Origin of the sequence: Streptomyces sp. AN091965 (assembly GCF_022698285.1) — a bacterium.
GTDB lineage: Bacteria > Actinomycetota > Actinomycetes > Streptomycetales > Streptomycetaceae > Streptomyces.
This window is the reverse complement of sequence record NZ_JALDMY010000001.1, coordinates 5,212,056-5,235,782: the sequence shown is the minus strand read 5'-3', so window position 1 is coordinate 5,235,782 and position 23,727 is coordinate 5,212,056. Positions and strand designations below refer to the sequence as shown.

Sequence of the window (23,727 nt, the reverse complement as noted above, 5' to 3'; positions counted from 1 at the left end):
AGGGGTGGGTGGCTTGAGGAGATCCGGTATACGACTGCTGGCCGCCGCCGTCGGCGGCGCCCTGGTCCTCGCGGGCTGCGGCGGCGACGGCGAGTCCCACGCCCGCCCCGCGCCCGAAGGACTCACGGCCCGCGGCGCGCCCCACAAGGCCGTCCCGCAGGGCAAGGGCAGCAAGGTGCCCGACGACTTCAACGGCGACGGCGCCCGCGACCTCGTCCTCGACGACCTGGCGCACCGCGGGCACGGCGACGACCCCGGCATCGGCATCGTGTACGGCGGCCGCGCCGGACTCGCCCCCGGCACCCGGCAGCTGCTGACCGTGCGCGCCAACAGCGCCCGTACGCGGGGCGAGCGGCCCGCCGCGTTCGAGTCCGAGGCGGCCTGCGACCTGGACGGGGACGGGTTCACCGACCTGGTGGTGTCGACGGATCCGCCCTACGACGGCCAGGGGCAGCCGCCGGTGCCGCTCCAGCTCCTCTTCGGCTCCCCGAAGGGCCTGACCGGCAAGGCCGTCAAGCTCCGGGTGCCCGCGCGGGCCCGGCTCGGCAACGACTGGCCGGACCAGCCGGTGTGCGGCGACTTCGACGGGGACGGCGCCCAGGACCTCGTCCTGCACGCGAGCGGCGCCCGTCTGACCTTCCTGCGCGGCCCCTTCACCCGCGCGGGCGGGCCGCGCGCGGCCGCGGCCCCGCTCACCGCGCCCGGCAACGAGCTGGTGACGGGCGGCCCCGCCGTGGACGTGAACCGCGACGGCTACGACGACCTGGTGGTCCGCGCCGAGGCGGGCGCGTCCCGCGGCGGCCTGGTCCTCGGCGGCCCCCAGGGGCCGAGCCGCACCGGGGCGCTGCTCCCCGCGGGCACGGACACGGTCTTCGGCGCCTTCCGCGGCGGCCGTGCGGTGGACGCGGCGCTCCCGGGGCCGCGCGGCATCGCCCTGCGCTACGACGTGCCCGGCACCGCGCGGGCCACCCTCCCGGTGCGCGACGCCTTTGTGCGCACCGGCGACCTCGACGGCGACGGCCGCAGCGAGCTCGTCGTGACCGGGGGCCGCCCCGGCGAGGTGTGGCTCTACCGGGGCCGCGCCACGGGCCTCCCGGCCCGCCCCACGGCGACGTTCGCCCCCGCGGGCGGAGGCGACGACGTCCAGGTCCTGAAGGTGGCCGACGTCGACGGCGACCGCCGCGCGGACGTGGTCGTACGGACGGCCCCGGGCCGGGGCGGGGGCACGGACCGCGTGGCGGTGTACCGGGGCGTGCGGTCCGGCGCCCTGGTGGAGCGGAAGCCGGGCCTCGCCTTCTCCACCACGCTGTTCACCAACCGCTAGCCCGCAAGGTCCGGTTCACTTCACAGCCGACCTCGCACAACCATTCGTACAGCCCGCCGGTCACATCCCCGGAAGGACCACTTCACTCACGGGGAGCGTTCGTGCGCGCAAGGAACCTGGCCCTCACGGCGACCGCGGTCGCCCTCGCCGGCGCCGGTGCCACGCTGCCGTTGGCCGGGACGGCCGCCGCCGCGCCCACCGTCCGCAAGGACGACTTCAACGGCGACGGCCACCGCGACCTGGTGATCGGGACGCCGGGGGCCAATTCCGTGACCGTGTCCTACGGTTCGGCGGCGGGCGTCGACGAGCGCCGGTCCACGACCGTCACGCAGAACACGGCCGGGGTGCCCGGAGTCACCGAGCAGGGCGACGAGTTCGGCGAGAGCGTCACCAGCGGGGACGTGAACAGCGACGGCTACGCGGACCTGATCGTCGGCGCGCCGGGCGAGAAGACGGCGGGCAAGCCCGAGGGCACGGTCACGATCGTCTGGGGCGGCAGGGACGGCTTCAAGAAGGGCGGGAGGACGCTCACCGCCCCGGCCGGCAGCGAGCACCGCTTCGGCGAGGCCGCCGTGTTCGTCGACTTCGACGGCGGCGAGGCCGCCAACCTCGCCGTGATCAGCGGGAACAGCTGGTGGTACTACCCCGACAGCGGCCTCCCGCAGGACGGCCGCGCGATCGGCCTCGAGGTCGACTTCCTGCCCGAGGGCGTCCGCCTGGACAACATGACCGCGGGCCACTTCACGTCCAAGGACGGCTATACGTACGTCCTCACCGGCGAGCGCGCGGACGGTGGCGCCTACACCGCCTACATGGTGGGCAGCGCGGGCGATCTCGGCTACTGGTCCGGCGTCCTCGCCGAGGGCAGCGCCCCGAGTGCCTCGCGCGACCCGCTCGCCGTGGGCGACGTCAACGGCGACGGCTACGACGACCTGGTCACCGGCAACCCGCGCGCGGCCAGGGGCGGCGCGATCAGTGTCCGCTTCGGCGCCGACGCGAAGTTGGGCGAGCCCGTGACGTACACGCAGGACAGTGCGGGCGTGCCCGGGACCGCTGAGACCGACGACGCGTTCGGCTGGTCGGTGGCCGCGGGCGACGTGACCGGCGACGGCCGCGCGGACGTCGCCGTCGGCGTGCCGGGCGAGACGTCCGGCGAGGCGGCCCCGCGGCACGCGGGCAGTGTCGTCGTCCTCAAGGGCGGCGCGCGCGGCCTGCGGGACGGCCGCAGCCGGCACCAGGACACACCCGAGGTGCCCGGCGTCGGCGAGAAGGGCGACGTGTTCGGCTCGACCGTCCGCCTGAAGGACGTCACCAAGGACGGCAAGGCGGACCTGGTGGTCGGCGCCGGCGGCGAGGACATCGGCTCGGGCTCCGCCGCGCGGCGGGACGCGGGCGCCGTGTGGGTCCTGCGCGGCTCCTCGGGCGGCGTCACGGCCTCGCACGCGACCTCGTTCAACGGCTCCGACGTCGGCGTACGGCTGCCCGCGGGCGCGGGCGGCGTCGGCAGCGCCTTCGGCGAAACGCTTCGCTGAACCTGCCCCTCCCCCTTCCCCATCTCTCCCAGCACAGTTGGAGCAACCTTGCGCAAGAAGACCCTGTCGGCCGCGGTGCTGTGCGCCGCGACCGTGATCGGTGTCGCGGGCCTGTCCGTCACGCCCGCCGCGGCGGCCGAGCCCGCGCCCCGGCCAAAGGCCGACTTCAACGGCGACGGCTTCGCGGACCTCGCGGTCGGCGTCCCCGACGCGACCGTCGGCGGCAAGACCAAGGCCGGATACGTGAACGTGGTCTGGGGCGGCAAGAACGGCCTCGGCAAGCACGGTTCGGCGACCATCAGCCAGGACTCGGCCGGTGTCCCCGGCAACGCCGAGAAGGGCGACGGCTTCGGCCGCACGGTGAAGCCCGCCGACATGAACGGCGACGGCATCACGGACATCGTCGTCGGCACCCCCGACGAGGACAGCGGCGCCAAGCTGAGCACGGGCACCGTCACCGTCCTGTGGGGCTCGAAGTCCGGCATCAAAGGCGGCTTCACGGCCGCCGGCGGCGACTACTCCGACAACAGCCTGGGTGCCGTCCTCACCACCGGCGACTTCAACGGCGACGGCAAGCAGGACATCGTCCTGAACAGCCACTTCGACGAGTCCAGCGCGCTGATGCTGCGCCCCGGCCCGTTCAAGGCGGGCACGCCCGCGAAGCTGTCGCGCATCGACAGCTGGCACTTCGGCGGCCCGCGCGCGGTCACGACCGGTGACTTCGACGGCGACGGGCGCGACGACCTGGCGCTGGCGTACGGCGGCATGGAGATCCTGGGCACCAAGGTCGTCAGCCGCGCCTCCGGCGAGTGGAAGCCCCAGTGGTCCACCGCCAACGGGTCGACCGCCCTTGCCGCGGGCGACTTCGACGGCGACGGCACGACGGACCTGGCCCTGGGCGGCGTACAGGCCAACCCCGAGTCGGAGGACCCGAGCGAGGCGTTCTGCCAGAACCCGGTGGGCGGCGCGATCGCCACGGTCTACGGCAAGAAGGACGCCGCGCTCGGCGGCCCGGTCGCCTGCACCACGCAGGACTCCCCCGGGGTCGGCGGCACCGCCGAGATCGAGGACGACTTCGGCGCGCACCTGGCCGTGGGCAACCTCGACCGGGACGGCATCGACGAGCTGATCGTGGGCGCCGACACGGAGACGGTGGGCACCGCGAAGAAGGCGGGCAGCTACTGGACGCTGGCCTCCGCGGGCACCGGCAAGCCGTTCGTGGGCCCGTCCTTCACCCAGAACTCGGCGGGCGTCCCCGGCACGGCCGAAGCGGGCGACGGCTTCGGCGCGGCCGTCGCCACCGGTGACTTCAACGGCGACGGCTACCCCGACACGGCGGTCGGCGCGCCCGGCGAGGACGCGGCGACGGGCGGCGTCTGGTACGGCCGGACCCCGAAGGACGGCCCCAACCCGGCCCAGGTCACCGTCACCCCGGGCAAGCTCTCCCTCAAGGGAGCCCACAAGTACGGCACGGTCCTGGGCCGCTAGCCCCACCGCCCCCGTACGGGCCGGGGCCGCGCGCCGGTGCGCGTGGCCCCGGCACCGGCGTCCCCCCTCCGGAACCCCGTGAACGCCGATGGCCCCCTCACTGAACCAGTGAGGGGGCCATCGACTTCATGGAGCGCCCGGCAGGCCTTGCACCTACATTTCCCATCGGATGATGGGCGTCTTTCCTTGGACCACAGACGCGCGACTCCGGTGTTGTGCGCCGAAGTTGTGCCTTGATCTTACACAGCTTCAGGGGCTCAGGTCCAACTCCGCACCCCGTGGCGGACACCTGCGCCGGGGCCTCCGCCACGCGGGGGAGGCGAACATCGCGCGACAGCACGATCCCGGTGTGCCGGTGGCCAACAAGACTGATCCACATGGCGATCAGCGAAGTGAAGCCGGCGGTTGCGGACCACGGCACCGGGGAGACCGAGCGGCCCGTGCCCCTCTGGGCGGAGCGCGTCGCCCGCCTGCTCCCCCTCGTGGCACTGCCCGTGTGCCTGTGGCGGCTGCCCATCGGCTTCGGCCACCGGATGGGCATGGACGTGGCGGCCGAGACGTGGCCACGCTGGCTGAGCGTGCTCTACGTCGTGTCGCTGAGCCTGTTGTCCGAGGCGTTCGCCCTGCTGTGCCGGGGCCTGGTGCGGCCGTGGGGCGAGACCTTCCCTGCCTGGGTGCCGAAGCTTCGCGGGCGGCGGGTGCCGCCCTTGCTCGTGGCCGTGCCGGCGGCGCTGAGCGGCCTCCTGTTCACCGCGCTGCTGGTCGACTGGGTGCTCTGCGTGTTCCACATCGGGGGCTTCTCCGACGTCCCTTACACGAATGGGTGGTGGCGCGTTCTCGCCGCGGTCGTCAGCGGCCTGTTCACGCTGTGGAGCCCGATGGTCCTCGCGTTGACGTACGCGTACTGGCGGCGACGCCAACTCCCCATTACAGCAAGGTGACTTCACCCGGCGGGCACACAACCCTCACACCCCGTCGGCGGTCTCTCCTAGGTCAAGGTCCAGGCCAACGCATACGCAAACGCGTGGCCGGACCCGCACATCCGTCATCAGACCCGCAGGAGAGATCACCGCATGGCTCAGCGCAAGCGCACCGCCTCCCGCGACACCCGGACCCACAGACCCGGCCACCACCTCCGCCTCGCCGCCGCCACGACCGCCGTGGCGCTCACCGGCGGGCTCCTCCTGGGCGCCGTACCGACGGCCACCGCGGCACCGCGGGCCGCCCTCCCCGCCGAGGACGCCGACTTCGACGGCGACGGCTACGCGGACATCGCCACCTCCGCCCCCTTCACCTACGTGAACGGCAAGAAGGCGGCGGGCGCCGTCGTCGTCACGTACGGAAAGGCGAGCGGCGTCGACCGTTCCGTGAAGTACACGCAGAACAGCCAGGACGTCCCCGGGGACGCCGAGGCGCAGGACTGGTTCGGCAACGACCTGGCGTACGGGGACTTCGACGGCGACGGCTACGACGACCTGCTCGTGAGCGTCTCCGGCGAGGACGTCGGCCGGGACAAGGACGGCGGCAGCCTCCAGATCCTGTGGGGCTCGGCCATCGGCCTGCGGGGCGGCACGACCCTGAAGGACCCGCGCCCCAGCAAGCACGACCACTTCGGCGGCGTCCTCCAGGCCGGTGACTTCGACGGCGACGGCAAGGACGACATCGCCATGGGCACGGTGACGACGGCGGTCGTCGACGTCTACCGCGGCGGCTTCACCCGCGCGGGCCGGACCGGCGGCCACTACACCGTCACCCCTCGCATCCACGGCAACGGCGAGGTCGGCGTGCAGAACCTGCACTCCGGGGACGCCAACGGCGACGGCAAGGACGACCTGATCGTCAACGGCTACGAGAACGACACCCAGCGCGGCTACGACGCCAACTGGTGGATCCCCGGCTCCCGTTCCGGCCTCAAGGTGGCCGCCGCGCAGAAGCTGCTTCCCGGCATCATCACGGACCTGGGCGACACCGACAAGGACGGCTACGACGACGTCGTCGTCGGCAACTACTGGGACAGCGGTATCCCGGGCGCGGCCAAGGGCGGCGCGGTGCACGTCGTGCACGGCGGGGCGCGGGGCCCGGCGCACGGGGACCGCGACAAGTTCACCCAGAACACCTCCGGCGTCCCCGGCGGCAGCGAGAAGGGCGACAGCTTCGGCAACGAGCTGGACCTCGGCGACATCAACGGCGACGGCAACCTCGACCTGGTCGTCGGCGCCCCCGGCGAGACCGTCGACGGCATCAAGGACGCGGGCGCGGTGACCGTCCTGTACGGCCGCGCGAACGGCTCCGGCCTCAGCGGCCGCGGCGCGCGGCTCCTCACCCAGGACAGCCCCGGCGTACCGGATTCCAACGAGAAGCACGACTTCCTCGGCACGGACGTGCACGCCGACGACCTGAACGGCGACGGCCGCGCGGACGTGGTCCTGGGCGCCCACGGCGAGAACGCCGGCAACGGCGCCGTCTACCCCCTGCTCTCCGCCCCCGACGGCTCCCTCAGGGGCACCTCCGGCATCTACCCCGGCACAGCGGGCCTCCCGTCCACCGGCACCCCCCGCTTGGGCTCGAACTTCGCCGACTGATAGCCCTATGTCACCACGGCCGGGCCCGCACGGGCCCGGCCCCGACCTCCAGGAACCTCCTTTGCGTCTCCGCACCACCGCCCTGCTCACCACCACCCTCACCGCGGCCGCGCTCGTCCCGGTCGCCCTCCCCGCGACGGCGACCGCGGCCCCGGCCAAGTACGCCGACGACTTCGACGGGGACGGGTACCGGGACTACGCCGCCGGCACGTCCACCGCGGACGACAAGGGCGGCGCCGTCCGCGTCACCTTCGGCACGCCGACCGGGCCCGGCACCAGGACCCAGGTCCTCACACAGAAGAGCCCCGGGGTTCCCGGCGCGGACGAGACCGACGACATGTGGGGAGACGGCACCCGGGTCGCGGCGGACTTCAACCGGGACGGGTACGGGGACCTGGTGGTGCCGGCCGTGAACGAGAAGGTCGGCCGGGACGAGGCCCAGGGCGCGGTGACCATCCTCTGGGGCTCGAAGAAGGGCCTCTCCACGGGCACGGCGCTCCCCAACAAGAACCCGCAGTCGTACGGGAACTTCGGCCGGGACCTCGCCACCGGCGACTTCAACGGCGACGGCAAGCCGGACCTCGCCGTGGTGAACGGCGGCGACACGTACGTGCACTTCGGACCGCTCTCCCCCTCGGGGGCACGCGGTCCGGTCAAGCGCTTCGACCGGGACGGCGCCGGATTCGACGCGACGGCGCTGATCGCGGGCAAGGTCACCAAGGACAGGGCGACCGACCTCGTCGTCATCGGCTCGGTCGTCAAGCCGGGGAAGCGGGCCGCCGACGCCTGGTTCATCAAGGGCGGCAAGACCCTCAAGCCCGGCAAGACACTGCGCGTCGACAAGTCCGCCACCGAGGGCGGGGACGGCGTGATCGCCGACTTCGACAAGGACGGCTACGGCGACATCGCCATCGGGAACCCCGAGGACTCGCACCGCAAGGGCGCCGTGACCGTCTGGCGCGGCGGCCCCGCCGGGCCCGGCACCTCCGTCCGCCTCACCCAGGCCAGCGCGGGGATCGCCGGGGCGCCGGAGAAGGAGGACGCCTTCGGCTCCTCGGTCTCGGCGGGCGACACCGACGGCGACGGATACCAGGACCTGGCGATCGGCGCCCCCGGGGAGACCGTCAACGGCAAGGAGTACGCGGGCGGCGTCCACGTCCTGCGCGGCGGCCGGGGAGGTCTGAAGGGCACCCGCTCGCAGTGGTTCGCCCGCAACACCCCCGGTGTTCCCGGCGAGCTCGGCACGGACGACTCCTTCGGCCGCACCGTGCGCCTGCGGGACACCGACCGCGACGGTCACGCGGACCTGTACGTGGCGGGCATGGACGGCTCGCTCCGCCTGCCGGGCTCGCCGTCCGGCACCACCGTCGCCGGGGTGACGCGCCTGGAGGACGGCGAGATCGTCGAGGGCATCCTCCAGTAGCTCCCGCTCGCGGGCGGCCCGTCACCACAACCCTCGCCCAACCTCGCGTGTCACACAGGTGAAGACCAAGCGTCACCCACAGAGTTGGAGCACCCGTGCGCACACGCACCCTCGCCCTGGCCGCCGCCTCGGCGCTCGCGGCGACCGGCCTCACCCTGCCGTTCGCCGCGAGCGCGGGCGCCGCGCCCGGCGGCGCGACCAAGCCCGTCAAGGCCGACTTCAACGGGGACGGCTACGAGGACCTCGCCGTCGGCGTCCCCGCCGGGAGCGTCGGCGGAAAGGCCAAGGCCGGTTACGTCAGCGTGGTCTGGGGCGGGCCCCAGGGGCTGCACGTCAAGGACAACGTACGGATCAGCCAGGCGACGGCGAACGTGCCGGGCACCCCGGAGGCCGGGGACCGCTTCGGCGCGGCCGTGGCCGTGGCCGACTTCGACGGCGACGGGCTCACGGACCTCGCGGTCGGCGCCCCCGGCGAGGACGTCGACGGCAAGGCGGACGCGGGCAACGCGACCGTCGTGTACGGCGCGAAGGACGGCTTCGGCAAGGCCAACAGCGCGGGTCGCGGCACCAAGGCCAAGGACAGCTACGGCAACGCCCTGGCCGCCGCCGACTTCAACGGCGACAAGCGGACCGACCTGGCCATCGGCGGCACCGACAAGGTCGTCGTCAACTACGACCCGCGCGGGGCGAAGACCCAGCCGGGCATGGGCGACCGCATGGGCGGCCGCGCCCCCGTCCTGTCCACGGGCGACTTCGACGACGACGGCCTCACCGACCTGGCCGTGGCGTACTACACCAAGCAGCAGCCGTACACCCAGTCCCACGTCCACCTCTACCGCTACGACAAGCAGGAGAAGCGCCTCCTGCTGTCCTGGGCCAGCAGCAACGGCGCCGCCTCCGCCCTCGCCACCGGCGACTTCAACGGCGACGGCCTGGACGACCTCGCGTTCGGCAACTGCCGGGAGATCGCCGACGAGAACATCGACGACCCGTGCGGCCCCGAGGAGCTCACCAAGGGCGGCGGAGTCCACATCAAGTACGGCAACCCCAACGGCAGCCTCGGCGCCCGCGAGCAGACCCTCAACCAGGACACCCCTGGCGTCCCCGGCGTCGCCGAGAAGGGCGACGGCTTCGGCGAGGCCGTCACCGCCCGCGACATCGACAACGACGGCTACACCGACCTGATCATCGGCGCCCCCGGCGAGGCCATCGGCAGCAGGAAGAACGCGGGCAGCGTCACCGTCCTGTACGGCGCCAAGAAGGGCATCCTCGACGCCGACGACGAGCTCGGCGACGGCAAGGCCAACGGCTACGCCTTCCAGCAGGACACGAACCACATCCCCGGCCCCGCCGAGACCGGCGACCGCTTCGGCGCCGCCCTCGCCACCGGCGACTTCGACCACGACGGCAAGCCCGACCTGGCCACCGCCGCCCCCGGCGAGAACGCCTCCTCCGGCGGCGTCTGGGCCTCCCCGGACGTCCTGCCGCCCGGCACCACCGTCTTCACCCCCAAGTCCCTGAAACTGCCCGCGCCTTCGTCCGCGCTGACGTACGGCGCCGTCCTCGGCCGCTAGTCCGCCGCACCGCCCGCGCCACCCGAGACACCCGCGTCACGGCAGGTCACCCGCGTCCCGGGGACCCTGAGGACAACCCCTCAGGGTCCCCCTAGGGGTTGTCACAGGTCGGCCGCAAACGGACTCTCCGCCACAGGAGGGGCGCGGCCGCCCCGCCGGACCAGGTACGTTCGATTCCGTGGCTGGATTCAGGATCGGACGCGGCGGCCGGGACAACCGCGCACAGCAATCGGGACGCCCCCAAGGACACCAGGGGCCGGGACAGAGCCCTCAGCAGGGCCCCGGGCAGGCCCCGTACGGACAGCGGCCCCCGCACCAAGGCGGCGGCCAGGCGCCGTACGGCTACCCGCCCGCGCCCTCGCACGGACACCCCGCCCCGCCCCAGTACGGCGGCCGCCCGCCCTACGGCGGCGGCCAGGGCCCCGGCCCCGGCCAGTACGGCGGCGGTCAGCCCGGCGGCGGCCAGCACCACGGCGGCGCCCAGCAGTGGCCCCAGCCCCCCGGCGGCCGGGACGAGCCCGAGTACTTCGGCGGCCAGGGCGGGCACGGTGGCCAGGGCGGCCACGGCGGCCACGGCGGCGCCCACGACCCGTACGCCGCCAACAACCCCGGCAACACCCAGGCCTTCTCCCTCGGCGAGGACCCGTACAACGACGGGGACACCTACCGCGCGGGCCAGGCCCCGGCCGGCCCCATCGGACCCAAGCTGCCCTGGAAGGACCTGCTGCGCGGCATCGTGCTGCGCCCGGGCCCGACCTTCCTGCAGATGCGCGACTACGCGATGTGGGCCCCGGCGGTCGTCGTCACGTTCCTCTACGGCCTGCTCGCCGTCTTCGGCTTCGACGAGGCCCGCGAGGACGTGCTCAACGCCACGCTGTCCACGGCGATCCCGTACGTCCTCACCACCGGCGTCGCGATCTCCCTGAGCGCCCTCATCCTCGGCGTCGTCACGCACAGCCTGGCCCGCCAGTTCGGCGGTGACGGCGCCTGGCAGCCGACCGTGGGCCTGTCCATGCTGATCATGGCGATCACGGACGCGCCGCGCGTCATCGTCGCCCTGTTCCTCGGCGGCGGCAACGGCTTCGTCCAGCTCCTCGGCTGGGCCACCTGGCTCGCGGCGGGCGCCCTGCTCACCCTGATGGTGAGCAAGTCGCACGACCTGCCCTGGCCGCGCGCCCTCGGCGCCTCGGCCATCCAGCTCCTGGCCATCCTGTCGATCATCAAACTCGGTACGTTCTGACGCTGCCGCGCACGCGACCGAGAGCGACCGAGAGCAAGGGCCCCGGCGGGCACGACCGCAGGGGCCCTTGCTCATGCCCGCCTCCGTCACGTACCTTGCAATGCAATGTTCCAGGCAAAGCAAGGAACTGAAAGGGGGCGAGGGGATGACGGAGCCGCTGACGAAGGCCGCGAGCCAGCTGCGCAAGGGCGTACTGGAGTACTGCGTCCTGGCCCTGATGCGGGACGGCCCGCGCTACGGGGTGGAGCTGGTCGAGGAGCTGTCCGCCGTCGCCGTGATGACGACGAGCCAGGGCACGATCTACCCGCTCCTGTCCCGGCTGCGCCGCGACCGCCTGGTGGACACGGAGCTGCGCGAGTCCCCCAGCGGCCCGCCCCGCCGCTACTACACGCTCACGCCCGAGGGCCGCACCGCCCTCGCCGACTTCCACACGAGCTGGCCCCTCTTCCGGGACGCGGTCGACCACTTCCTGGCCCCGGCGCCCCGCACCCCGCACGACACGGAGACCCCCCATGAAGGCACCTGACCACGCCCTCGTCCTCGCCTACCTGACCGACGTGGAGCGGGCGACCACCGCCCTCGACCCGGCCCGCCGCGCGGAGCTGCTCGCGGACCTGCGCGAACACATAGAGGTCAGCCTCGCCGAGGCCGACACGCGGGACGACGCGACGGTGCGCGGGGTCCTGGCCCAGCTGGGCGACCCGGCGGCGATCGCGGCGTCGGCGCTCGCGGAGGCCCCGCCGGCGCCCGACGCCCCCGAGCCGGAGCGGCTCCGCACCCGCCTCACGATCCTCGTACTGGCGGCATCGGGACCGCTGATGCTGTTCGGCGGCCCGCTCGCGATGGTGTGCGCCGTCGCCGCCGGCGTCTACCTCCTGTCCACCTCCACCCGGTGGACCACGCGCCAGAAGCTCAAGGGCGGGGCGCTGACCCTGTCGCTCCCGGCCCTGCTGCTTGTCGGCCTCACCTTGGGCGCGGGCCGCATCGGCATCATGGAACTCCTGCTGCTCCTGCTCCTGAACGTACTGCTGCCCGTCCTCGGCGCACGGCTCCTGTGGCGCACGCGGCGGCACGCCCGGCCGCTGCCGGCCCGGGCATGACGAAGGCGCGGTGCTCCCGCCCGGACGGGCAGGGGGCACCGCGCCCCAGTACGACGATCAGGACCCGGCCACGGGTCAGGCGTCGAGGACCTGCCCGTGCCGCTTCACGACCGGCGGCTCGACGCTCCACGGGAAGTTGATCCACTCGTCGGTCCGCTTCCACACGTACTCGCACTTCACGAGCGAGTGGGACTTCTCATAGATCACGGCGGAGCGGACCTCGGCGACGTGGTCGAGGCAGAAGTCGTGCACGAGCTTCAGCGTCTTGCCGGTGTCGGCGACGTCGTCGGCGATGAGCACCTTCTTGTCGGTGAAGTCGATCGCGTTCGGCACCGGGGCCAGCATGACCGGCATCTCCAAGGTGGTCCCGACACCGGTGTAGAACTCCACGTTCACCAGGTGGATGTTCTTGCAGTCGAGGGCGTACGCGAGGCCGCCGGCGACGAAGACGCCGCCGCGGGCGATGCTCAGCACGACGTCGGGCTCGTACCCGTCGTCGGCGATCGTCTGGGCGAGATCACGGATCGCGCCGCCGAACTTCTCGTACGTAAGGTTCTCGCGCACGTCGCTCATGGGGGATGTCACACCTGGGTCCGATGGAAGTTGAGGAAGGAACGGGAGGCGGTGGGCCCGCGCTGGCCCTGGTAACGCGACCCGTAGCGCTCGGACCCGTACGGGGCCTCGGCGGGCGAGGTCAGCCGGAACATGCAGAGCTGCCCGATCTTCATCCCCGGCCAGAGCTTGATCGGCAGCGTGGCGAGGTTCGACAGCTCCAGGGTCACGTGCCCCGAGAAGCCGGGGTCGATGAACCCGGCGGTGGAGTGCGTGACGAGCCCGAGCCGCCCGAGGCTCGACTTCCCCTCCAGCCTGCTCGCCAGGTCGTCGGGGAGCGTGATGACCTCGTACGTCGACGCGAGCGCGAACTCCCCCGGGTGGAGGATGAACGGCTCGTCCCCCTCCGGCTCGACGAGCCGGGTCAGGTCCGCCTGCTCGACGGAGGGGTCGATGTGCGGGTACCGGTGGTTCTCGAACACCCGGAAGTACCGGTCGAGGCGCACGTCGATGCTCGACGGCTGCACCATGGATTCGTCGTAGGGATCGATCCGTACCCGCCCGGCGTCGATCTCGGCCCGGATGTCCTTGTCTGAGAGAAGCACGCACCGAGGATACGCAGAGCGCGCGGGAAGGCCGCAATTTGCGCAATGCGGCACCCGCGCGCTCTGTCGCCGTACTGGCGGTGGTGGTGCGGGGAGGAGGGGCGCACGGCCCCTCCTCCCCGCACCCCCCGCTTACCGCTTCTCGAACTCCACCGGCACCGCGTGGCGGAGCCGCGCACACCGCGGACAGCGGATGAGGCGGCCGGGCCCGAGCCGGTCGGCCTGCTGCATCGGGAACGAAGCGGTGCTGAACACGTGCCCCTCGGCACAGCGGACGACGGTGCGCTCCATCAAGTCTTTGAGTCCCTTCCCCAAAGCCGTAACTGGCGGACGACGAAAGCCACATTACGGGATGAAAGGGACGCCACTCCAGGCGGCACTCCGACCCCTCGGGGACCCCTCACGACCCCCACACAGGTCCCGCCGGGACCACCCCCGGATCCACCCGGACCTACGACGACGAGACCGACGGCATCCGCTGCGGCGAGGCCCACGGGAGTCGGTGTGACCGCGCCCCCGGGACCCGCTACTGCCGAGCCCACGGGATCTGCCATGGCGAAGCCCGCGGAGGAACCTGCCGAGGAACCTCCGGAGAGACCTCCGGGAGACCCCCACCGTACGCCCCAACTCCCTTCGCCCGCAGTCACCCAGAGCCCACCCAGCGCAGCCGGGCCCGAGGGCGCGGTGCCCGGGGCCTGGGATGAGGTAGAGTGTGCGACAGTACGAAACCGGTTCAACCGGTGTACCGCGCGGGTGTAGTTTAATGGTAGAACATCAGCTTCCCAAGCTGAGAGCGCGAGTTCGATTCTCGTCACCCGCTCCACGCGAAGCCCCCAGGTCATGGACCCGGGGGTTCTTTGTTACCCGGACACTCCGAGCCAGCGGGCGGGGCGTACGGCTAGCTCCCGGCGGGGTCCTCGCCTTGGCGCTCGGGGCGCCCTTGCGGTGCGCCGCACGCCCCACCCGAACCATGCCGCCAGGCCCGACGGCCACGTCGCACTGCCGCTCCTCGCCGGAGGGCTGGCCCGAGGACTGCCCCACACGCCGACGAATAGAACGTTCGTCCCAGCCGGTCACAGTTCGACGACACCTGGCTTGACCGTGGTGACGTACACGGCGTGAACTCCCCAGGCGTGCCGCAGCCGTTCGACGGAGGCGGCGACGTCGGCGGCTTCCTGGCCAGAAGCGAGACGGGGCCGTACGAGCCGATCAGGCGGGCGGCGGATAACGGCATGCCGACCGTGGACCAGTAGACCCCCGGGTGTCGTGCCCGGGTGTAGGCGGCCCCACCGCCGATCGCGGCGACGGGACCACCCACCTCCAACAGCGCCGTCAGATCGACCATCAGGCAGCGGCTCCCGCAGCGGCCGGGAAGGCGGCGGGGGTCACGGCGGCGGAGCGGTAGGCGATGCCGTGGCGCTGCTGGCCGTTGAAGACGTTCTCCCACGGGCGGGCGATGAGCCCCGGGAGCGAGACGGGCGAGCCGAGGACCAGGCCCTCCGCGATCCCGCTCTCCGGGACGGTCACCTTGATCAGGGACGACTCCCCCTCCTCGATATAGACGACGCCGAGGGTCATCAGCGGCTCGCCGCTGACGGCGTCCACGGCCCGCTCGCCGGTCTGACGGTCGCGGACCTTGGGCTCCGGGGCTTCGGTGAGCAGGATCGTGGCGCCCGAGGTCTGAACATGGATGGTGCGCAAGACAGTTCCCCTATCTACTCGTCTATACAAGATGCGTCCGACGAACCCGAACTCTCGGGAACACGAATCACCTTGGCACACAACTTGCCCACTCGTCTATACGAGTATGCCTGTTGGGATGTACGAGTCCGGAAGATGGCCTCGCGCCCCATCGCCCGTCAGGTGGCGGGCAGTTGGTAGGACAGGACGTAGGCGTCCGCGGCCATCACGGTGTCGCAGACCTCCACGGCCCGCCCCTCCGTGTCGTATGCCGTCCGGATCAGATGGATCACGGGCACGCCGGACGCGAGGCGGAGCGTCTTGACCTCGGCGGGTGAGGGCATGCGGGCGCGGATGTCCTCCTCGAAGTGGTCGAGGCGGTGGCCGAGTTCTTCGAGGCGGGCGTAGATGCCGCCGGGGCCGGGGTTGGGCTCGGCGATCTGCGTACCGCGGGCGATGTCGAGCGGGAGGTAGGAGGTGGCGAACTCGACGGGGCGGCCGTTGAGGAGGTAGCGGCGCCTGCGTGCGAGTACCTTGCGCGCCGAACCGAGCCGGGTGGAGATGTCCTGCGTGGCCTTCTCCTCCTTCACCTCCAGGCTGTCCACCTGGGGGTGGCTGCCGGCCGCGTCCGCTTCGACGATGAATGCCGACTTCCCCTGGTCGCGGTGGCGCCGGGCGAACCTGTCCGAGGCGAGGCGCCGTACCGGCGGCCGCGGGCGGACGAAGACGCCCTTGCCGTGCTCGGCATGTACGAGTCCCTCCCCCTGGAGGATGGAGAAGGAGTTGCGGACCGTCATCCGGGACACCCCGTAGTGGTCGACGAGCTCAGCTTCGGAGGGCAGCTTCTCGCCCTCACTGAACCGCCCACGGTCGATGGCCTCGCGCAACTGATCGGCGATCTGCCGGAAGACCGCACGATCGCTCGTGGGGTCGACCTCGCCGAGCAAGCCGGTAGGGAGTGAGGTCACGTGTGTACTCCTTTAGGTATCTAGACGAGTGGGTGAGTGCTGTTGCTACGGTGGAGAGCCTAGCCAGCCGAGAGGGCCGAGGAACGTGAGCACTGACCGCCCCCATTCCGTGAGCGTCGCCGGAGTCATAGTCGACGACCAGGGGCGGGCTCTGCTGATACAGCGCCGCGACAACGGCCAGTGGGAGCCCCCGGGCGGCGTCCTCGAACGTGAGGAAACCATCCCCGAGGCCCTCCAGCGCGAGGTTCTCGAAGAGACCGGCGTGAAGATCGCGCTTCCCGCGACCCTGACCGGCGTCTACAAGAACATGACGGGCCTGATCGTCTCCCTGGTCTTCCGTTGCGAGGCCGCCGACGGCACGCCCACCACCGGCGAGGAGACCCGCGCCCTGCGCTGGGCCACCCGCGAAGAGGTCACCGAACTCGCCGACGAGGCCTACGCGATCCGCGTCCTGGACGCGCTCGACGTGACGACCCCACCGGCCATCCGCGCCCACGACGGCGTGAAACTCGTCTAGCCGAACCCGCTGCACATGGCGGCCTAGCAGCACAAAGGAACTTGTATGCATGAGTATACGAGCACCGCCCGGGTCTGGGGACTCACTTGCCCAGGTCTCCCCGAAGAGGTCAGCCGAGCCCGCCGCTGGACCCGCGACATCCTGGGCTCCTCGCCCCTCGCGGAAGACGCCGAACTCATCGCGAGCGAGCTGAGCGCCAACGCAATCCTGCACACGGCCAGCGGCCGGCCCACGGGCAGCTTCCACCTGGCTCTGGCGGTGTCGCCCCAGGTCATCGCCCTGTCAGTCACGGATGGCGGGGCCGCGGGCGGGACTACTCCGAAGGTCGAGCACCCCGACGAGGAGGCGGTCCACGGCAGAGGCCTGGGCATGGTCAGCGCGCTGGCCCACCGGGTGGTGGTGCGCAACAGCGACGGGGCGCACACGGTGACGGCGGAGCTGTTCAGCGCACCGCGACCGGGGGAGCATCCATGCTGAGCGACGACGACCTAACCCGCGGGTTCTGGTGCGAGTGCTGGGCGGAGGACCTCGCGGAGTCGGGCCGACCGACGGTGACGACATCCTTCGGCGCGTACTCCGCGACACAGGCGGACGGCTGGCTCCCCACAGCCCTACGAGCCATCACGGCGGAGCTGAACCCCGCGGCCCCCAAGGAGACTTGGGACTGGCTCTACGAGAGCCGCATCGACACCCGACGAGCCCTCCTGCGCTCGGAGCCCTGCACGGTGTCGGTGACCTACGCCAGCACACGCATCACGTGGACGGTGCACCCGGTGCTCTTCCTGCCCCTCGCGGACCATCAGGAGCACGTTGAATTCCACCCGTACATGCACGACTTGAAGCCCCCTGCGACCGACTGAGTTACAACTTTCTCTACTGGTTCAAGGCGGCTCGCTCCGCTCCCCGCACGTCCCGGCCCCCAGCCGGGCCTGCGCTCCTGTCTCCGCCCCGCTCCAGCCCGGCCGGCGTCCGTACCGCGCTCAAAGCATGCAGCCGCCTGATGCCAGAGAAGGGGGAGTCATGGCTGGGGCGGTCGGCTCCACGGCTTTACGGAGCCACTTCGGCATGAGCCTCGAAGATCATGGCCCCAACGTCGTGCTTTACGGGCAGGTTCACAGACTGCCCGACTTGCGATGAGCTTGAGGGGCCATGATCACTCGCCCCAAAGCAGCTCCAGCCCAAAGCCGCTCCACCGACCTAGGCTACTCAGCGGACGTCGCGCGCAACCCGTGTGAGACAGCAAGATTTTGGATCGCTTGCTGCATAGCCAGCGACCACGGGCTATCAAATTTCATTGTAGCCGCAACATGCTTCACCAAAGAGGCAGTCAAATGCTTCGCATCTATCTTATTAGGGCAATTGGCCAATATTTGAGATGAGAGAATATGGGCGTACCACTTCCCCTTGAATACTTTATCCCAGCATCCGGATGAGTATTCCGAATCAACGACAGTAAACGCCTCACCCCAATCTCTATCCGCAATTCCTGCTTTTTGAGCATCAGACTGCAACTTAGATGAATATCCCGCCACCAGTGCAGCGTCTGCGGCAAGATGGGCAGCGGAATTGACTGCGGAAGGCCTCCCGTAATTTGCCGCACCCGATATCTTGAGTGTTTTTGCCGCAAAACAAAGACGGACCCATTCCATCCACAGCCTGGCCGCCATCTCCTGCCATGAACCGCGGCCACCAAACTCTTGGCGACACCAGTTTGGCGCTAGGCTGCAACTGGAACTGACCGCTTCCGCAACGTCTCCCTCATGAAACACGTGATTTTCGACGTCATAGAACCAAGTGTAAAGAACGTGCGGCGAATCTACCTGCAATCCCAGCCGGTCATCAACGTCCTTATCCAGGAAAAAGAGAACGACTGTGGCCTTTCCTTTGAAGTCTGTAACCAGGGAGCCGTTCTCCGCAAGATGGGAGTAGTAAGACTTCAGACGTGTTTTTCCACCGCCAGTACCTGGGAGTTCATCTGCCGGCGCGACTCTATATTCAACCCCTAGCGGCCGCAGAGCGCGATCACAGTTAGTGCCATGGACATAGCCATCGACGTTCACCCCTTCCACAAAAGCAAACATCGGAACACGTGACATTTGCATTTGCCTGAGCTTCCCGCCCAGCGAGTGCTGAAGTCTCAAAGTCGGAAGATCTTTTCGTCAGCGATATCGGCCATGATCTCGGGAGAGTGCGTCGCAGTGACAACCTGCGCATCTTCATCCACCGTCTGGATGGACTCGATTAGAACTTGCTGCCAATCGATGTGCATTGAGAGTTCGGGTTCATCAATGATGATGGGCCGACCACCCGCCGACAGCGCCTCGACAAGGATTCGGATTAGCTGACGCTCGCCCGATGAAAGCTTCTCCAGGGAAATTTCCTTTTTGTCTGAAGTGATAGCCTTAATCTGCGTATCAAGAAAGCTAATCTGCTTCGGTCCCTCGATCAAGCGAGAAACTAGTTTCTGTAGCTTCGTGCGCGGCTCTAGCGCATTTTCGATGCGCTCCTCAACTTCATTGATATCCAAGACAACCCGCTTAAATGCCGGGTCTGTGTCAAACCTCTCAAGGAACCCTTCTCTATCGAGTGCGAGGTGAGAGGAACCACGCCGCTTCAAAAAGTTCGTAACGCGAGCGAAAGCTTTATCGTAGTCCAACTCCCAGTCAGCCACGATGGTTTGCTCGGGCGAGATGACTCCTGCAAGAATACGGCCCAAGCCATCTTCCTGCGCCTGTCGCACTGCTGCTAGAATTTCAGTGGAATAGTTGGACCAGAGTCGCTGAATCGAGTCGGCAAAATAGTCATCTAGGTTCCTGTCTCCCATCTCGATTGAAATGTCTCGTGCGTCAAAAATTCGGGACGTAGGCAGGTAGCGATGAGGAAAATCCCCGGCAAATCGAATCTTCTCAGTGTCGTTCGGCTCGTTGCCCGTGTATACGTGACTTGTCTGCCAAGAGAACATCTCCTGCACGTAACGCTCAACGCGGGGATTCATGCGGGCGCCAGGCCGGTTACGAATAGTCGGAGGTAGCGCTCGCCTTATAGAAGCTTCGACATCAGCATCATCAGGAATTTGGATGCTGCGAACTACGATCATTTCATGCTCGGGCACCGAGATCTCCACTGTAGCGCTGTGGAATGGCGCTCCAATTAGAGGCATCAGCTCCTCATTTAGGGCACAATGGATGATGCGAAGCAAAGTTGTTTTACCACTGCCGTTGAGGCCAAAGAAGATGTTAACGTCAGGATTCAATTCCTGTTCGTACGCTTCCTTACGCCCTGCCAGGCCATCTACACGGACACTCTTCACGTACCAACGTGGCGACACGGCCACAGGGGCCCCCTTCAGAGCTCAGAGCAGCTGGAGCCATGATGCCAGGGCCTACGGCACGTAGGGGCTTCTTCCTGCAAGTCAGCACATGGTTCTGCTCAGAAGCCCGCCGTGGAGGCTCGCGCGGCAGCCGTCTCGGTCAAGCGGCTCATGTATGGCGGTCGTCCGCTGCACAGCCGTCCCATTGACGGCTCCGGGCTCGCAGATGGGCGAGCGTGCCATACGCGTGCCAGATCAGACGGGGAATCACGGGGAACGCCGGACAACACGTGGCGGCTCAACCAGGCGCCGACGCCACTACACCCAGGTCAGCACACCAGCTATCCTTACAACACACGAGCTTCCCAAGCTGAGAGCGCGAGTTCGATTCTCGTCACCCGCTCTTCTGAAGCCCCAGGTCAGCGACCTGGGGTTTGTTGTTTTCCGGGGCGGCTGCCCGGTCGTGGGGCAGGACACCGCCGTCGAAGACGAAGCACAGCTGGTCGTTCCACGGGCCGTGGGGCGGAACCCAGTCCACGACCAGGAGCCGGAGCAGGGCGACGTCAAGCCCAGCTCTTCCCGCAGGTCTCGCAGGGCCGCCCGGTGCGGGGGCTCGTTGGCCTTCCGAGCCCGTGCGCGCCCCTTGGACGGAGATGATGCTTCCGGTCGGGGATCGGCCGGTGCGGGGCGGCGCTGCTGGGTGCGGGCGCGCGGTGCCCCAAGCCCGGGCTTCGGCTTCGGTCGCGAACGTTTGGGCAGCTGCCGCCTAGGCTCGGGCCATGACTTCCATAGACGCAGAGCTCGTCCGTGATCTGGCCCCCGCTGGTGTGCTGCGGGTTTCCATCAATCTTGGTAATCCCGTGCTTGCGCAGGGCACGCCCGAGGAGCCGGGTGGGGTAACCGTCGCGCTGGCGCGGGAGGTTGGGGGGCGGCTGGGGGTGCCGGTGCGGTTCGTTTGTTTCGACGCGGCTCGTAAGTCGTACGCCGCGATGGTCGAAGGGCACGCCGACCTGTGTTTTCTGGCCGTGGATCCGGACCGGGAGGAGGAGGTCGCGTTCAGTACGCCGTACGTGCACATCGAGGGGACGTACGCGGTGCCGGTGGGTTCGCGGTTCGCCTCGGCCGCCGACGTGGACCGGGACGGGGTGCGGGTCGGCGTCAAGAAGGGGTCGGCGTACGACCTTTATCTGAGCCGCTCGCTCCGGCACGCCACGGTGGTGCGGGGTGTCGACGGGGTCGACGTGTTCCATGCCGAGGGCCTGGACGTGGCGGCCGGCATCCGGCAGCCGCTGACCGCGCACGTGGCCCCGCGCCCCGAACTGCGCCTTCTTGAGCCCGCGTTCATGACGATCCGGCAGGCCATGGGCACGACGAGGGAGCGGAGTCCGGAGACCGTGCGGTTCCTCAGTGACCTCGTGAGCGAGCTGCTGGCATCCGGATTCGTGGCCGAGGCGCTGCGCTGCTCCGGCCAGGAGCCCACACTGGCCGCCCCCGCTGTGGCGTGACGCCAACCGGGGTGCAATGAGAGTCGGCCGGGGGACCCACATCGGTGCGCCCGGAGCGGAGGGCCGGGGCGTCCCGATTCGTCGCCGAGGCGTTGCGCCGCTCCGGCCAGGAGCCCACGCTGGCTGCCCCCGCTGTGGCGTGACGCCGGCCCGGGTGCGGCGAGGGTCGGCCGGGGGCCCACTCCGTCCGCGCCGGGCGGAGGGCGACGGGCGCCCCTGCCCCGGCAGGGGCGCCCGCACCAGGGTGTGCGACAGGAATACCGCGCCCGGAGAAGAGCAATATCTGTGCTCGCGGAAGGAGAAATAGGAGCGAGCCGTGGCGAGTATTTCTCGGGCGTTGGACGGAGTGAAATGATGGACCGTGCCCGGCCGATCGCAGCGTGCTACTGTCGACCTCAGTTGCAGGTGTGGTTGCCAACAGGTTCATTTCCGACGAGGTAATCATCACGGCGACATGGAATGCGCGCAGCGGATTCCGGAAACCGCCTCTGAAGGAGAAATGACATGGCTGCCGGCACCGTGAAGTGGTTCAACGCGGAAAAGGGCTTCGGCTTCATCGAGCAGGACGGCGGCGGCCCCGACGTCTTCGCCCACTACTCGAACATCGCCACCCAGGGCTTCCGCGAGCTGCTGGAAGGCCAGAAGGTGACGTTCGACATCGCGCAGGGCCAGAAGGGCCCGACGGCCGAGAACATCGTTCCCGCCTGACACCCGCACCACCGCGCACACTTCGCAGCTGGGGCCCGCACCTTGGGGTGCGGGCCCCAGCTCGCTGCGTTTTCGGGTGTGCCCCACGTCATTCCAGCCTGCCGTTTCGGCTCGCCGCTGGGGCTCATTCCTGTGATTTCCCGGCGCCGTCCTCTCGACGTGCCGGGGAATGACCCCCATGAATTTCAGGCGTGCGGCGTGCCCCGCTCCACGCGTAAGTGTGCGGAAATCGAAAAGCCGTACACGGCGCGTTCGCGCTGCCGATGACGGCGACTCCCGCGCCGCCCGTCAACGCCCCCTTCCCAGGAGGCCCTGCCGACCCTCGCGCCCGGTCACCCCACCCTCCTGACTCCTTCCCTGTGAGGCAACATGCGCTGTGTCATCGCCCGGTACCCGTTCGAGCTGACCAAGGACGGGGTGCTGGCCTCGATGGAGGGCGTCACGCCCGAGCCCGTCACGGGCGAGTCCGTGACCATCGGCCGTCGCCGCTACCCGGTCAAGCAAGTGGGCCAGGTCATCACCCGACAGGACCGTCGCGACTTCACCAGCGGCGAGATCGTCCGGGCCATGACCCGCCTCGGCTTCACCTGCCACGCGCAGCCCGAGGCCGCGCCGGCGGACGCCCTCACGCCGTTCCAGAACGCGTCGGCGCTGCTCGGCGGCACCGACGCCGCCGCGGAGGTGTGACGACCGGCGGGAGACCGCCACCAGAGACCCCGTGAGGGCCCCGCCGACACGTGTCGGCGGGGCCCTCACTGCTGTGTCACCGCTTCGCCGCCCTCGCCCCTCCCCCCGCCCGGCGTCCCGGGCCGCAGGGTTCCCCTGACCACTGGAACATAAAATCTGCTCTCGCCAGAGTAGACATCGGCCCATGACGCCTCTACCATTTTTCTTGTCGAGACAGTCGAGTGAGACCCGGCAGACATGAACTGGCGGGTAGCAGTACGAGAAATTCGCAGGTCAGTGCGGCTCTGGAGTTCCGAAGCCACGGTGTTCGCGGAACGGTGACGGGGCTGAGAACCGCACTGGGCAGCCCGCAGGCCAAGGGGCTGCCGACATCGTCCCCACGTCCCCGGAACGGATGGTGGTCCCCGGTCACGCAGTCGCGATCCCCGCACCCCCGCCCCTGCCGGGCCGGGTGACGGAAACAGAAGGTCGGCACAGCATGAGGGCCGACAGATGGTGTTGAATTCCCTTCGGGGCCCTGGTGCCGTACGGCATCGGGGCCCCTCGACGCGTTGCATGACGAGGTGACATGGCAGCAGATAATCCGCTCAGCGGTCGTCTGGACGACGACGACTACCCCGCGTACACCATGGGCCGGGCCGCCGAAATGCTCGGCACCACCCCCGGCTTCCTCCGAGCCATCGGTGAGGCTCGGCTGATCACTCCGCTGCGCTCGGAGGGCGGACACCGCCGGTACTCGCGCTACCAGCTGCGGATCGCCGCCCGCGCCCGCGAGCTCGTCGACCGGGGAACCCCGATCGAGGCCGCTTGCCGCATCGTCATCCTTGAGGACCAGCTCGAGGACGCCCAGCGCATCAACGCCGAGTACCGCCGTGCCGCGGCCGCGGCGTCCGACCGCTCCGCCCCGGGCTCCGACTGACCGCGCGCGGGCC

General features: G+C 69.8%; 24 protein-coding genes, 1 tRNA gene and 1 pseudogene. 18 read left to right on the top strand and 8 right to left on the bottom strand.

The window, feature by feature from the left end:
• The first annotated feature begins 13 nt into the window (after positions 1–13).
• The 10 genes from MQV74_RS22200 (at position 14) to MQV74_RS22155 (ending at position 12,263) form a co-directional block, all read left to right on the top strand.
• Positions 14–1,324, top strand: a complete 1,311-nt coding sequence (locus tag MQV74_RS22200) for an FG-GAP repeat domain-containing protein (RefSeq protein WP_242720227.1) — start codon at positions 14–16, stop codon at positions 1,322–1,324.
• Positions 1,325–1,425: 101 nt separating this feature from the next.
• Positions 1,426–2,856, top strand: coding sequence for an FG-GAP-like repeat-containing protein (locus MQV74_RS22195; protein WP_242720226.1), 1,431 nt, complete (start codon positions 1,426–1,428; stop codon positions 2,854–2,856).
• Positions 2,857–2,904: 48 nt separating this feature from the next.
• Positions 2,905–4,344: an FG-GAP and VCBS repeat-containing protein gene (locus MQV74_RS22190; RefSeq protein WP_242720224.1), complete on the top strand. Its 1,440-nt coding sequence runs from the start codon at positions 2,905–2,907 to the stop codon at positions 4,342–4,344.
• A 377-nt stretch (positions 4,345–4,721) separates the two neighbouring features.
• Positions 4,722–5,285, top strand: coding sequence for a hypothetical protein (locus MQV74_RS22185; RefSeq protein ID WP_242720222.1), 564 nt, complete (start codon positions 4,722–4,724; stop codon positions 5,283–5,285).
• A gap of 132 nt (positions 5,286–5,417) precedes the next feature.
• Positions 5,418–6,926 (top strand): FG-GAP repeat protein, encoded by a 1,509-nt coding sequence (locus MQV74_RS22180; protein WP_242720220.1) that lies wholly within the window; start codon positions 5,418–5,420, stop codon positions 6,924–6,926.
• Between the two features lie 61 nt (positions 6,927–6,987).
• Entirely contained in the window at positions 6,988–8,349 is a 1,362-nt protein-coding gene (locus MQV74_RS22175; RefSeq protein ID WP_242720218.1) for an FG-GAP and VCBS repeat-containing protein, read from the top strand.
• Between the two features lie 95 nt (positions 8,350–8,444).
• Positions 8,445–9,923: an FG-GAP-like repeat-containing protein gene (locus tag MQV74_RS22170; protein WP_242720217.1), complete on the top strand. Its 1,479-nt coding sequence runs from the start codon at positions 8,445–8,447 to the stop codon at positions 9,921–9,923.
• 178 nt (positions 9,924–10,101) lie between these two features.
• Positions 10,102–11,163, top strand: a complete 1,062-nt coding sequence (locus MQV74_RS22165; RefSeq protein WP_242720215.1) for a YIP1 family protein — start codon at positions 10,102–10,104, stop codon at positions 11,161–11,163.
• A gap of 145 nt (positions 11,164–11,308) precedes the next feature.
• Positions 11,309–11,689 (top strand): PadR family transcriptional regulator, encoded by a 381-nt coding sequence (locus tag MQV74_RS22160; RefSeq protein ID WP_242720213.1) that lies wholly within the window; start codon positions 11,309–11,311, stop codon positions 11,687–11,689.
• Entirely contained in the window at positions 11,676–12,263 is a 588-nt protein-coding gene (locus MQV74_RS22155; RefSeq protein WP_242720211.1) for an HAAS signaling domain-containing protein, read from the top strand. Before MQV74_RS22160 ends, MQV74_RS22155 begins: the two co-directional genes overlap by 14 nt.
• A gap of 75 nt (positions 12,264–12,338) precedes the next feature.
• Here the strand turns inward: MQV74_RS22155 and MQV74_RS22150 are convergent, their stop codons facing one another.
• The 3 genes from MQV74_RS22150 to MQV74_RS22140 all read right to left on the bottom strand — a co-directional run bounded on the left by MQV74_RS22150 (position 12,339) and on the right by MQV74_RS22140 (position 13,711).
• Positions 12,339–12,836 (bottom strand): phosphoribosyltransferase, encoded by a 498-nt coding sequence (locus MQV74_RS22150; RefSeq protein WP_138960925.1) that lies wholly within the window; start codon positions 12,834–12,836, stop codon positions 12,339–12,341.
• An 8-nt stretch (positions 12,837–12,844) separates the two neighbouring features.
• Complete coding sequence (gene dcd / locus MQV74_RS22145; protein ID WP_138960924.1) at positions 12,845–13,420, bottom strand: dCTP deaminase; 576 nt, start codon at positions 13,418–13,420, stop codon at positions 12,845–12,847.
• Positions 13,421–13,552: 132 nt separating this feature from the next.
• Positions 13,553–13,711, bottom strand: a complete 159-nt coding sequence (locus MQV74_RS22140) for a hypothetical protein (protein WP_170316473.1) — start codon at positions 13,709–13,711, stop codon at positions 13,553–13,555.
• 458 nt (positions 13,712–14,169) lie between these two features.
• Between MQV74_RS22140 and MQV74_RS22135 the strand changes: the two genes are divergently transcribed.
• A tRNA-Gly gene (locus MQV74_RS22135) sits at positions 14,170–14,243 on the top strand.
• 253 nt (positions 14,244–14,496) lie between these two features.
• On the opposite strand, the pseudogene MQV74_RS22130 reads toward MQV74_RS22135, so the two are convergent.
• From MQV74_RS22130 to MQV74_RS22120, 3 genes and pseudogenes are all read right to left on the bottom strand, one after another.
• Positions 14,497–14,765, bottom strand: a pseudogene (locus tag MQV74_RS22130) (FtsK/SpoIIIE domain-containing protein); the annotation flags it as partial.
• A complete protein-coding gene (locus MQV74_RS22125; RefSeq protein WP_242720209.1) occupies positions 14,765–15,121 on the bottom strand; it encodes an SCO3933 family regulatory protein in 357 nt (118 codons plus the stop codon). The pseudogene MQV74_RS22130 and the gene MQV74_RS22125, both read right to left, overlap by 1 nt.
• A gap of 158 nt (positions 15,122–15,279) precedes the next feature.
• Complete coding sequence (locus MQV74_RS22120) at positions 15,280–16,068, bottom strand: GntR family transcriptional regulator (RefSeq protein WP_242720207.1); 789 nt, start codon at positions 16,066–16,068, stop codon at positions 15,280–15,282.
• Between the two features lie 109 nt (positions 16,069–16,177).
• Here MQV74_RS22120 and MQV74_RS22115 point away from each other — a divergent pair, with 109 nt between their 5' ends.
• Genes MQV74_RS22115 through MQV74_RS22105 form a run of 3 tightly spaced genes read left to right on the top strand, consistent with a single transcriptional unit; the run spans position 16,178 to position 17,445 of the window.
• Positions 16,178–16,585 carry an NUDIX hydrolase gene (locus tag MQV74_RS22115; protein WP_242728984.1) on the top strand — a complete coding sequence of 136 codons (408 nt, stop codon included), beginning with the start codon at positions 16,178–16,180 and terminating at the stop codon, positions 16,583–16,585.
• 45 nt (positions 16,586–16,630) lie between these two features.
• Positions 16,631–17,062 (top strand): ATP-binding protein, encoded by a 432-nt coding sequence (locus tag MQV74_RS22110; protein WP_242720205.1) that lies wholly within the window; start codon positions 16,631–16,633, stop codon positions 17,060–17,062.
• Entirely contained in the window at positions 17,056–17,445 is a 390-nt protein-coding gene (locus MQV74_RS22105; RefSeq protein ID WP_242720203.1) for a hypothetical protein, read from the top strand. Before MQV74_RS22110 ends, MQV74_RS22105 begins: the two co-directional genes overlap by 7 nt.
• A gap of 342 nt (positions 17,446–17,787) precedes the next feature.
• Here the strand turns inward: MQV74_RS22105 and MQV74_RS22100 are convergent, their stop codons facing one another.
• Together MQV74_RS22100 and MQV74_RS22095 are read right to left on the bottom strand one after the other, a co-directional pair.
• The gene (locus tag MQV74_RS22100) at positions 17,788–18,687 is read right to left on the bottom strand and encodes a hypothetical protein (RefSeq protein ID WP_242720202.1); all 900 of its coding nucleotides are present in this window, start codon (positions 18,685–18,687) and stop codon (positions 17,788–17,790) included.
• Positions 18,688–18,722: 35 nt separating this feature from the next.
• Positions 18,723–19,919, bottom strand: coding sequence for an AAA family ATPase (locus MQV74_RS22095; RefSeq protein WP_242720200.1), 1,197 nt, complete (start codon positions 19,917–19,919; stop codon positions 18,723–18,725).
• Between the two features lie 755 nt (positions 19,920–20,674).
• Here MQV74_RS22095 and MQV74_RS22090 point away from each other — a divergent pair.
• From MQV74_RS22090 to MQV74_RS22075, 4 genes are all read left to right on the top strand, one after another.
• Entirely contained in the window at positions 20,675–21,400 is a 726-nt protein-coding gene (locus tag MQV74_RS22090) for a transporter substrate-binding domain-containing protein (protein WP_242720198.1), read from the top strand.
• Between the two features lie 504 nt (positions 21,401–21,904).
• Positions 21,905–22,108, top strand: a complete 204-nt coding sequence (locus tag MQV74_RS22085; RefSeq protein ID WP_030362120.1) for a cold-shock protein — start codon at positions 21,905–21,907, stop codon at positions 22,106–22,108.
• Between the two features lie 369 nt (positions 22,109–22,477).
• Positions 22,478–22,795 carry an SCO5918 family protein gene (locus tag MQV74_RS22080; protein WP_242720196.1) on the top strand — a complete coding sequence of 106 codons (318 nt, stop codon included), beginning with the start codon at positions 22,478–22,480 and terminating at the stop codon, positions 22,793–22,795.
• A 568-nt stretch (positions 22,796–23,363) separates the two neighbouring features.
• The gene (locus MQV74_RS22075) at positions 23,364–23,714 is read left to right on the top strand and encodes a helix-turn-helix domain-containing protein (protein WP_242720194.1); all 351 of its coding nucleotides are present in this window, start codon (positions 23,364–23,366) and stop codon (positions 23,712–23,714) included.
• Positions 23,715–23,727 lie beyond the last annotated feature (13 nt).

What these genes read in the sequence shown, in the direction of transcription:
- MQV74_RS22185 (WP_242720222.1), top strand. Translation starts at nt 4,722, where the DNA reads ATGGCGATCAGCGAAGTGAAGCCGGCGGTTGCGGACCACGGCACCGGG.
- MQV74_RS22180 (WP_242720220.1), top strand. Translation starts at nt 5,418, where the DNA reads ATGGCTCAGCGCAAGCGCACCGCCTCCCGCGACACCCGGACCCACAGA.
- MQV74_RS22160 (WP_242720213.1), top strand. Translation starts at nt 11,309, where the DNA reads ATGACGGAGCCGCTGACGAAGGCCGCGAGCCAGCTGCGCAAGGGCGTA.
- MQV74_RS22155 (WP_242720211.1), top strand. Translation starts at nt 11,676, where the DNA reads ATGAAGGCACCTGACCACGCCCTCGTCCTCGCCTACCTGACCGACGTG.
- MQV74_RS22150 (WP_138960925.1), bottom strand. Translation starts at nt 12,836, where the DNA reads ATGAGCGACGTGCGCGAGAACCTTACGTACGAGAAGTTCGGCGGCGCG.
- MQV74_RS22140 (WP_170316473.1), bottom strand. Translation starts at nt 13,711, where the DNA reads ATGGAGCGCACCGTCGTCCGCTGTGCCGAGGGGCACGTGTTCAGCACC.
- MQV74_RS22110 (WP_242720205.1), top strand. Translation starts at nt 16,631, where the DNA reads ATGCATGAGTATACGAGCACCGCCCGGGTCTGGGGACTCACTTGCCCA.
- MQV74_RS22105 (WP_242720203.1), top strand. Translation starts at nt 17,056, where the DNA reads ATGCTGAGCGACGACGACCTAACCCGCGGGTTCTGGTGCGAGTGCTGG.
- MQV74_RS22100 (WP_242720202.1), bottom strand. Translation starts at nt 18,687, where the DNA reads ATGCAAATGTCACGTGTTCCGATGTTTGCTTTTGTGGAAGGGGTGAAC.
- MQV74_RS22090 (WP_242720198.1), top strand. Translation starts at nt 20,675, where the DNA reads ATGACTTCCATAGACGCAGAGCTCGTCCGTGATCTGGCCCCCGCTGGT.
- MQV74_RS22085 (WP_030362120.1), top strand. Translation starts at nt 21,905, where the DNA reads ATGGCTGCCGGCACCGTGAAGTGGTTCAACGCGGAAAAGGGCTTCGGC.
- MQV74_RS22080 (WP_242720196.1), top strand. Translation starts at nt 22,478, where the DNA reads ATGCGCTGTGTCATCGCCCGGTACCCGTTCGAGCTGACCAAGGACGGG.
- MQV74_RS22075 (WP_242720194.1), top strand. Translation starts at nt 23,364, where the DNA reads ATGGCAGCAGATAATCCGCTCAGCGGTCGTCTGGACGACGACGACTAC.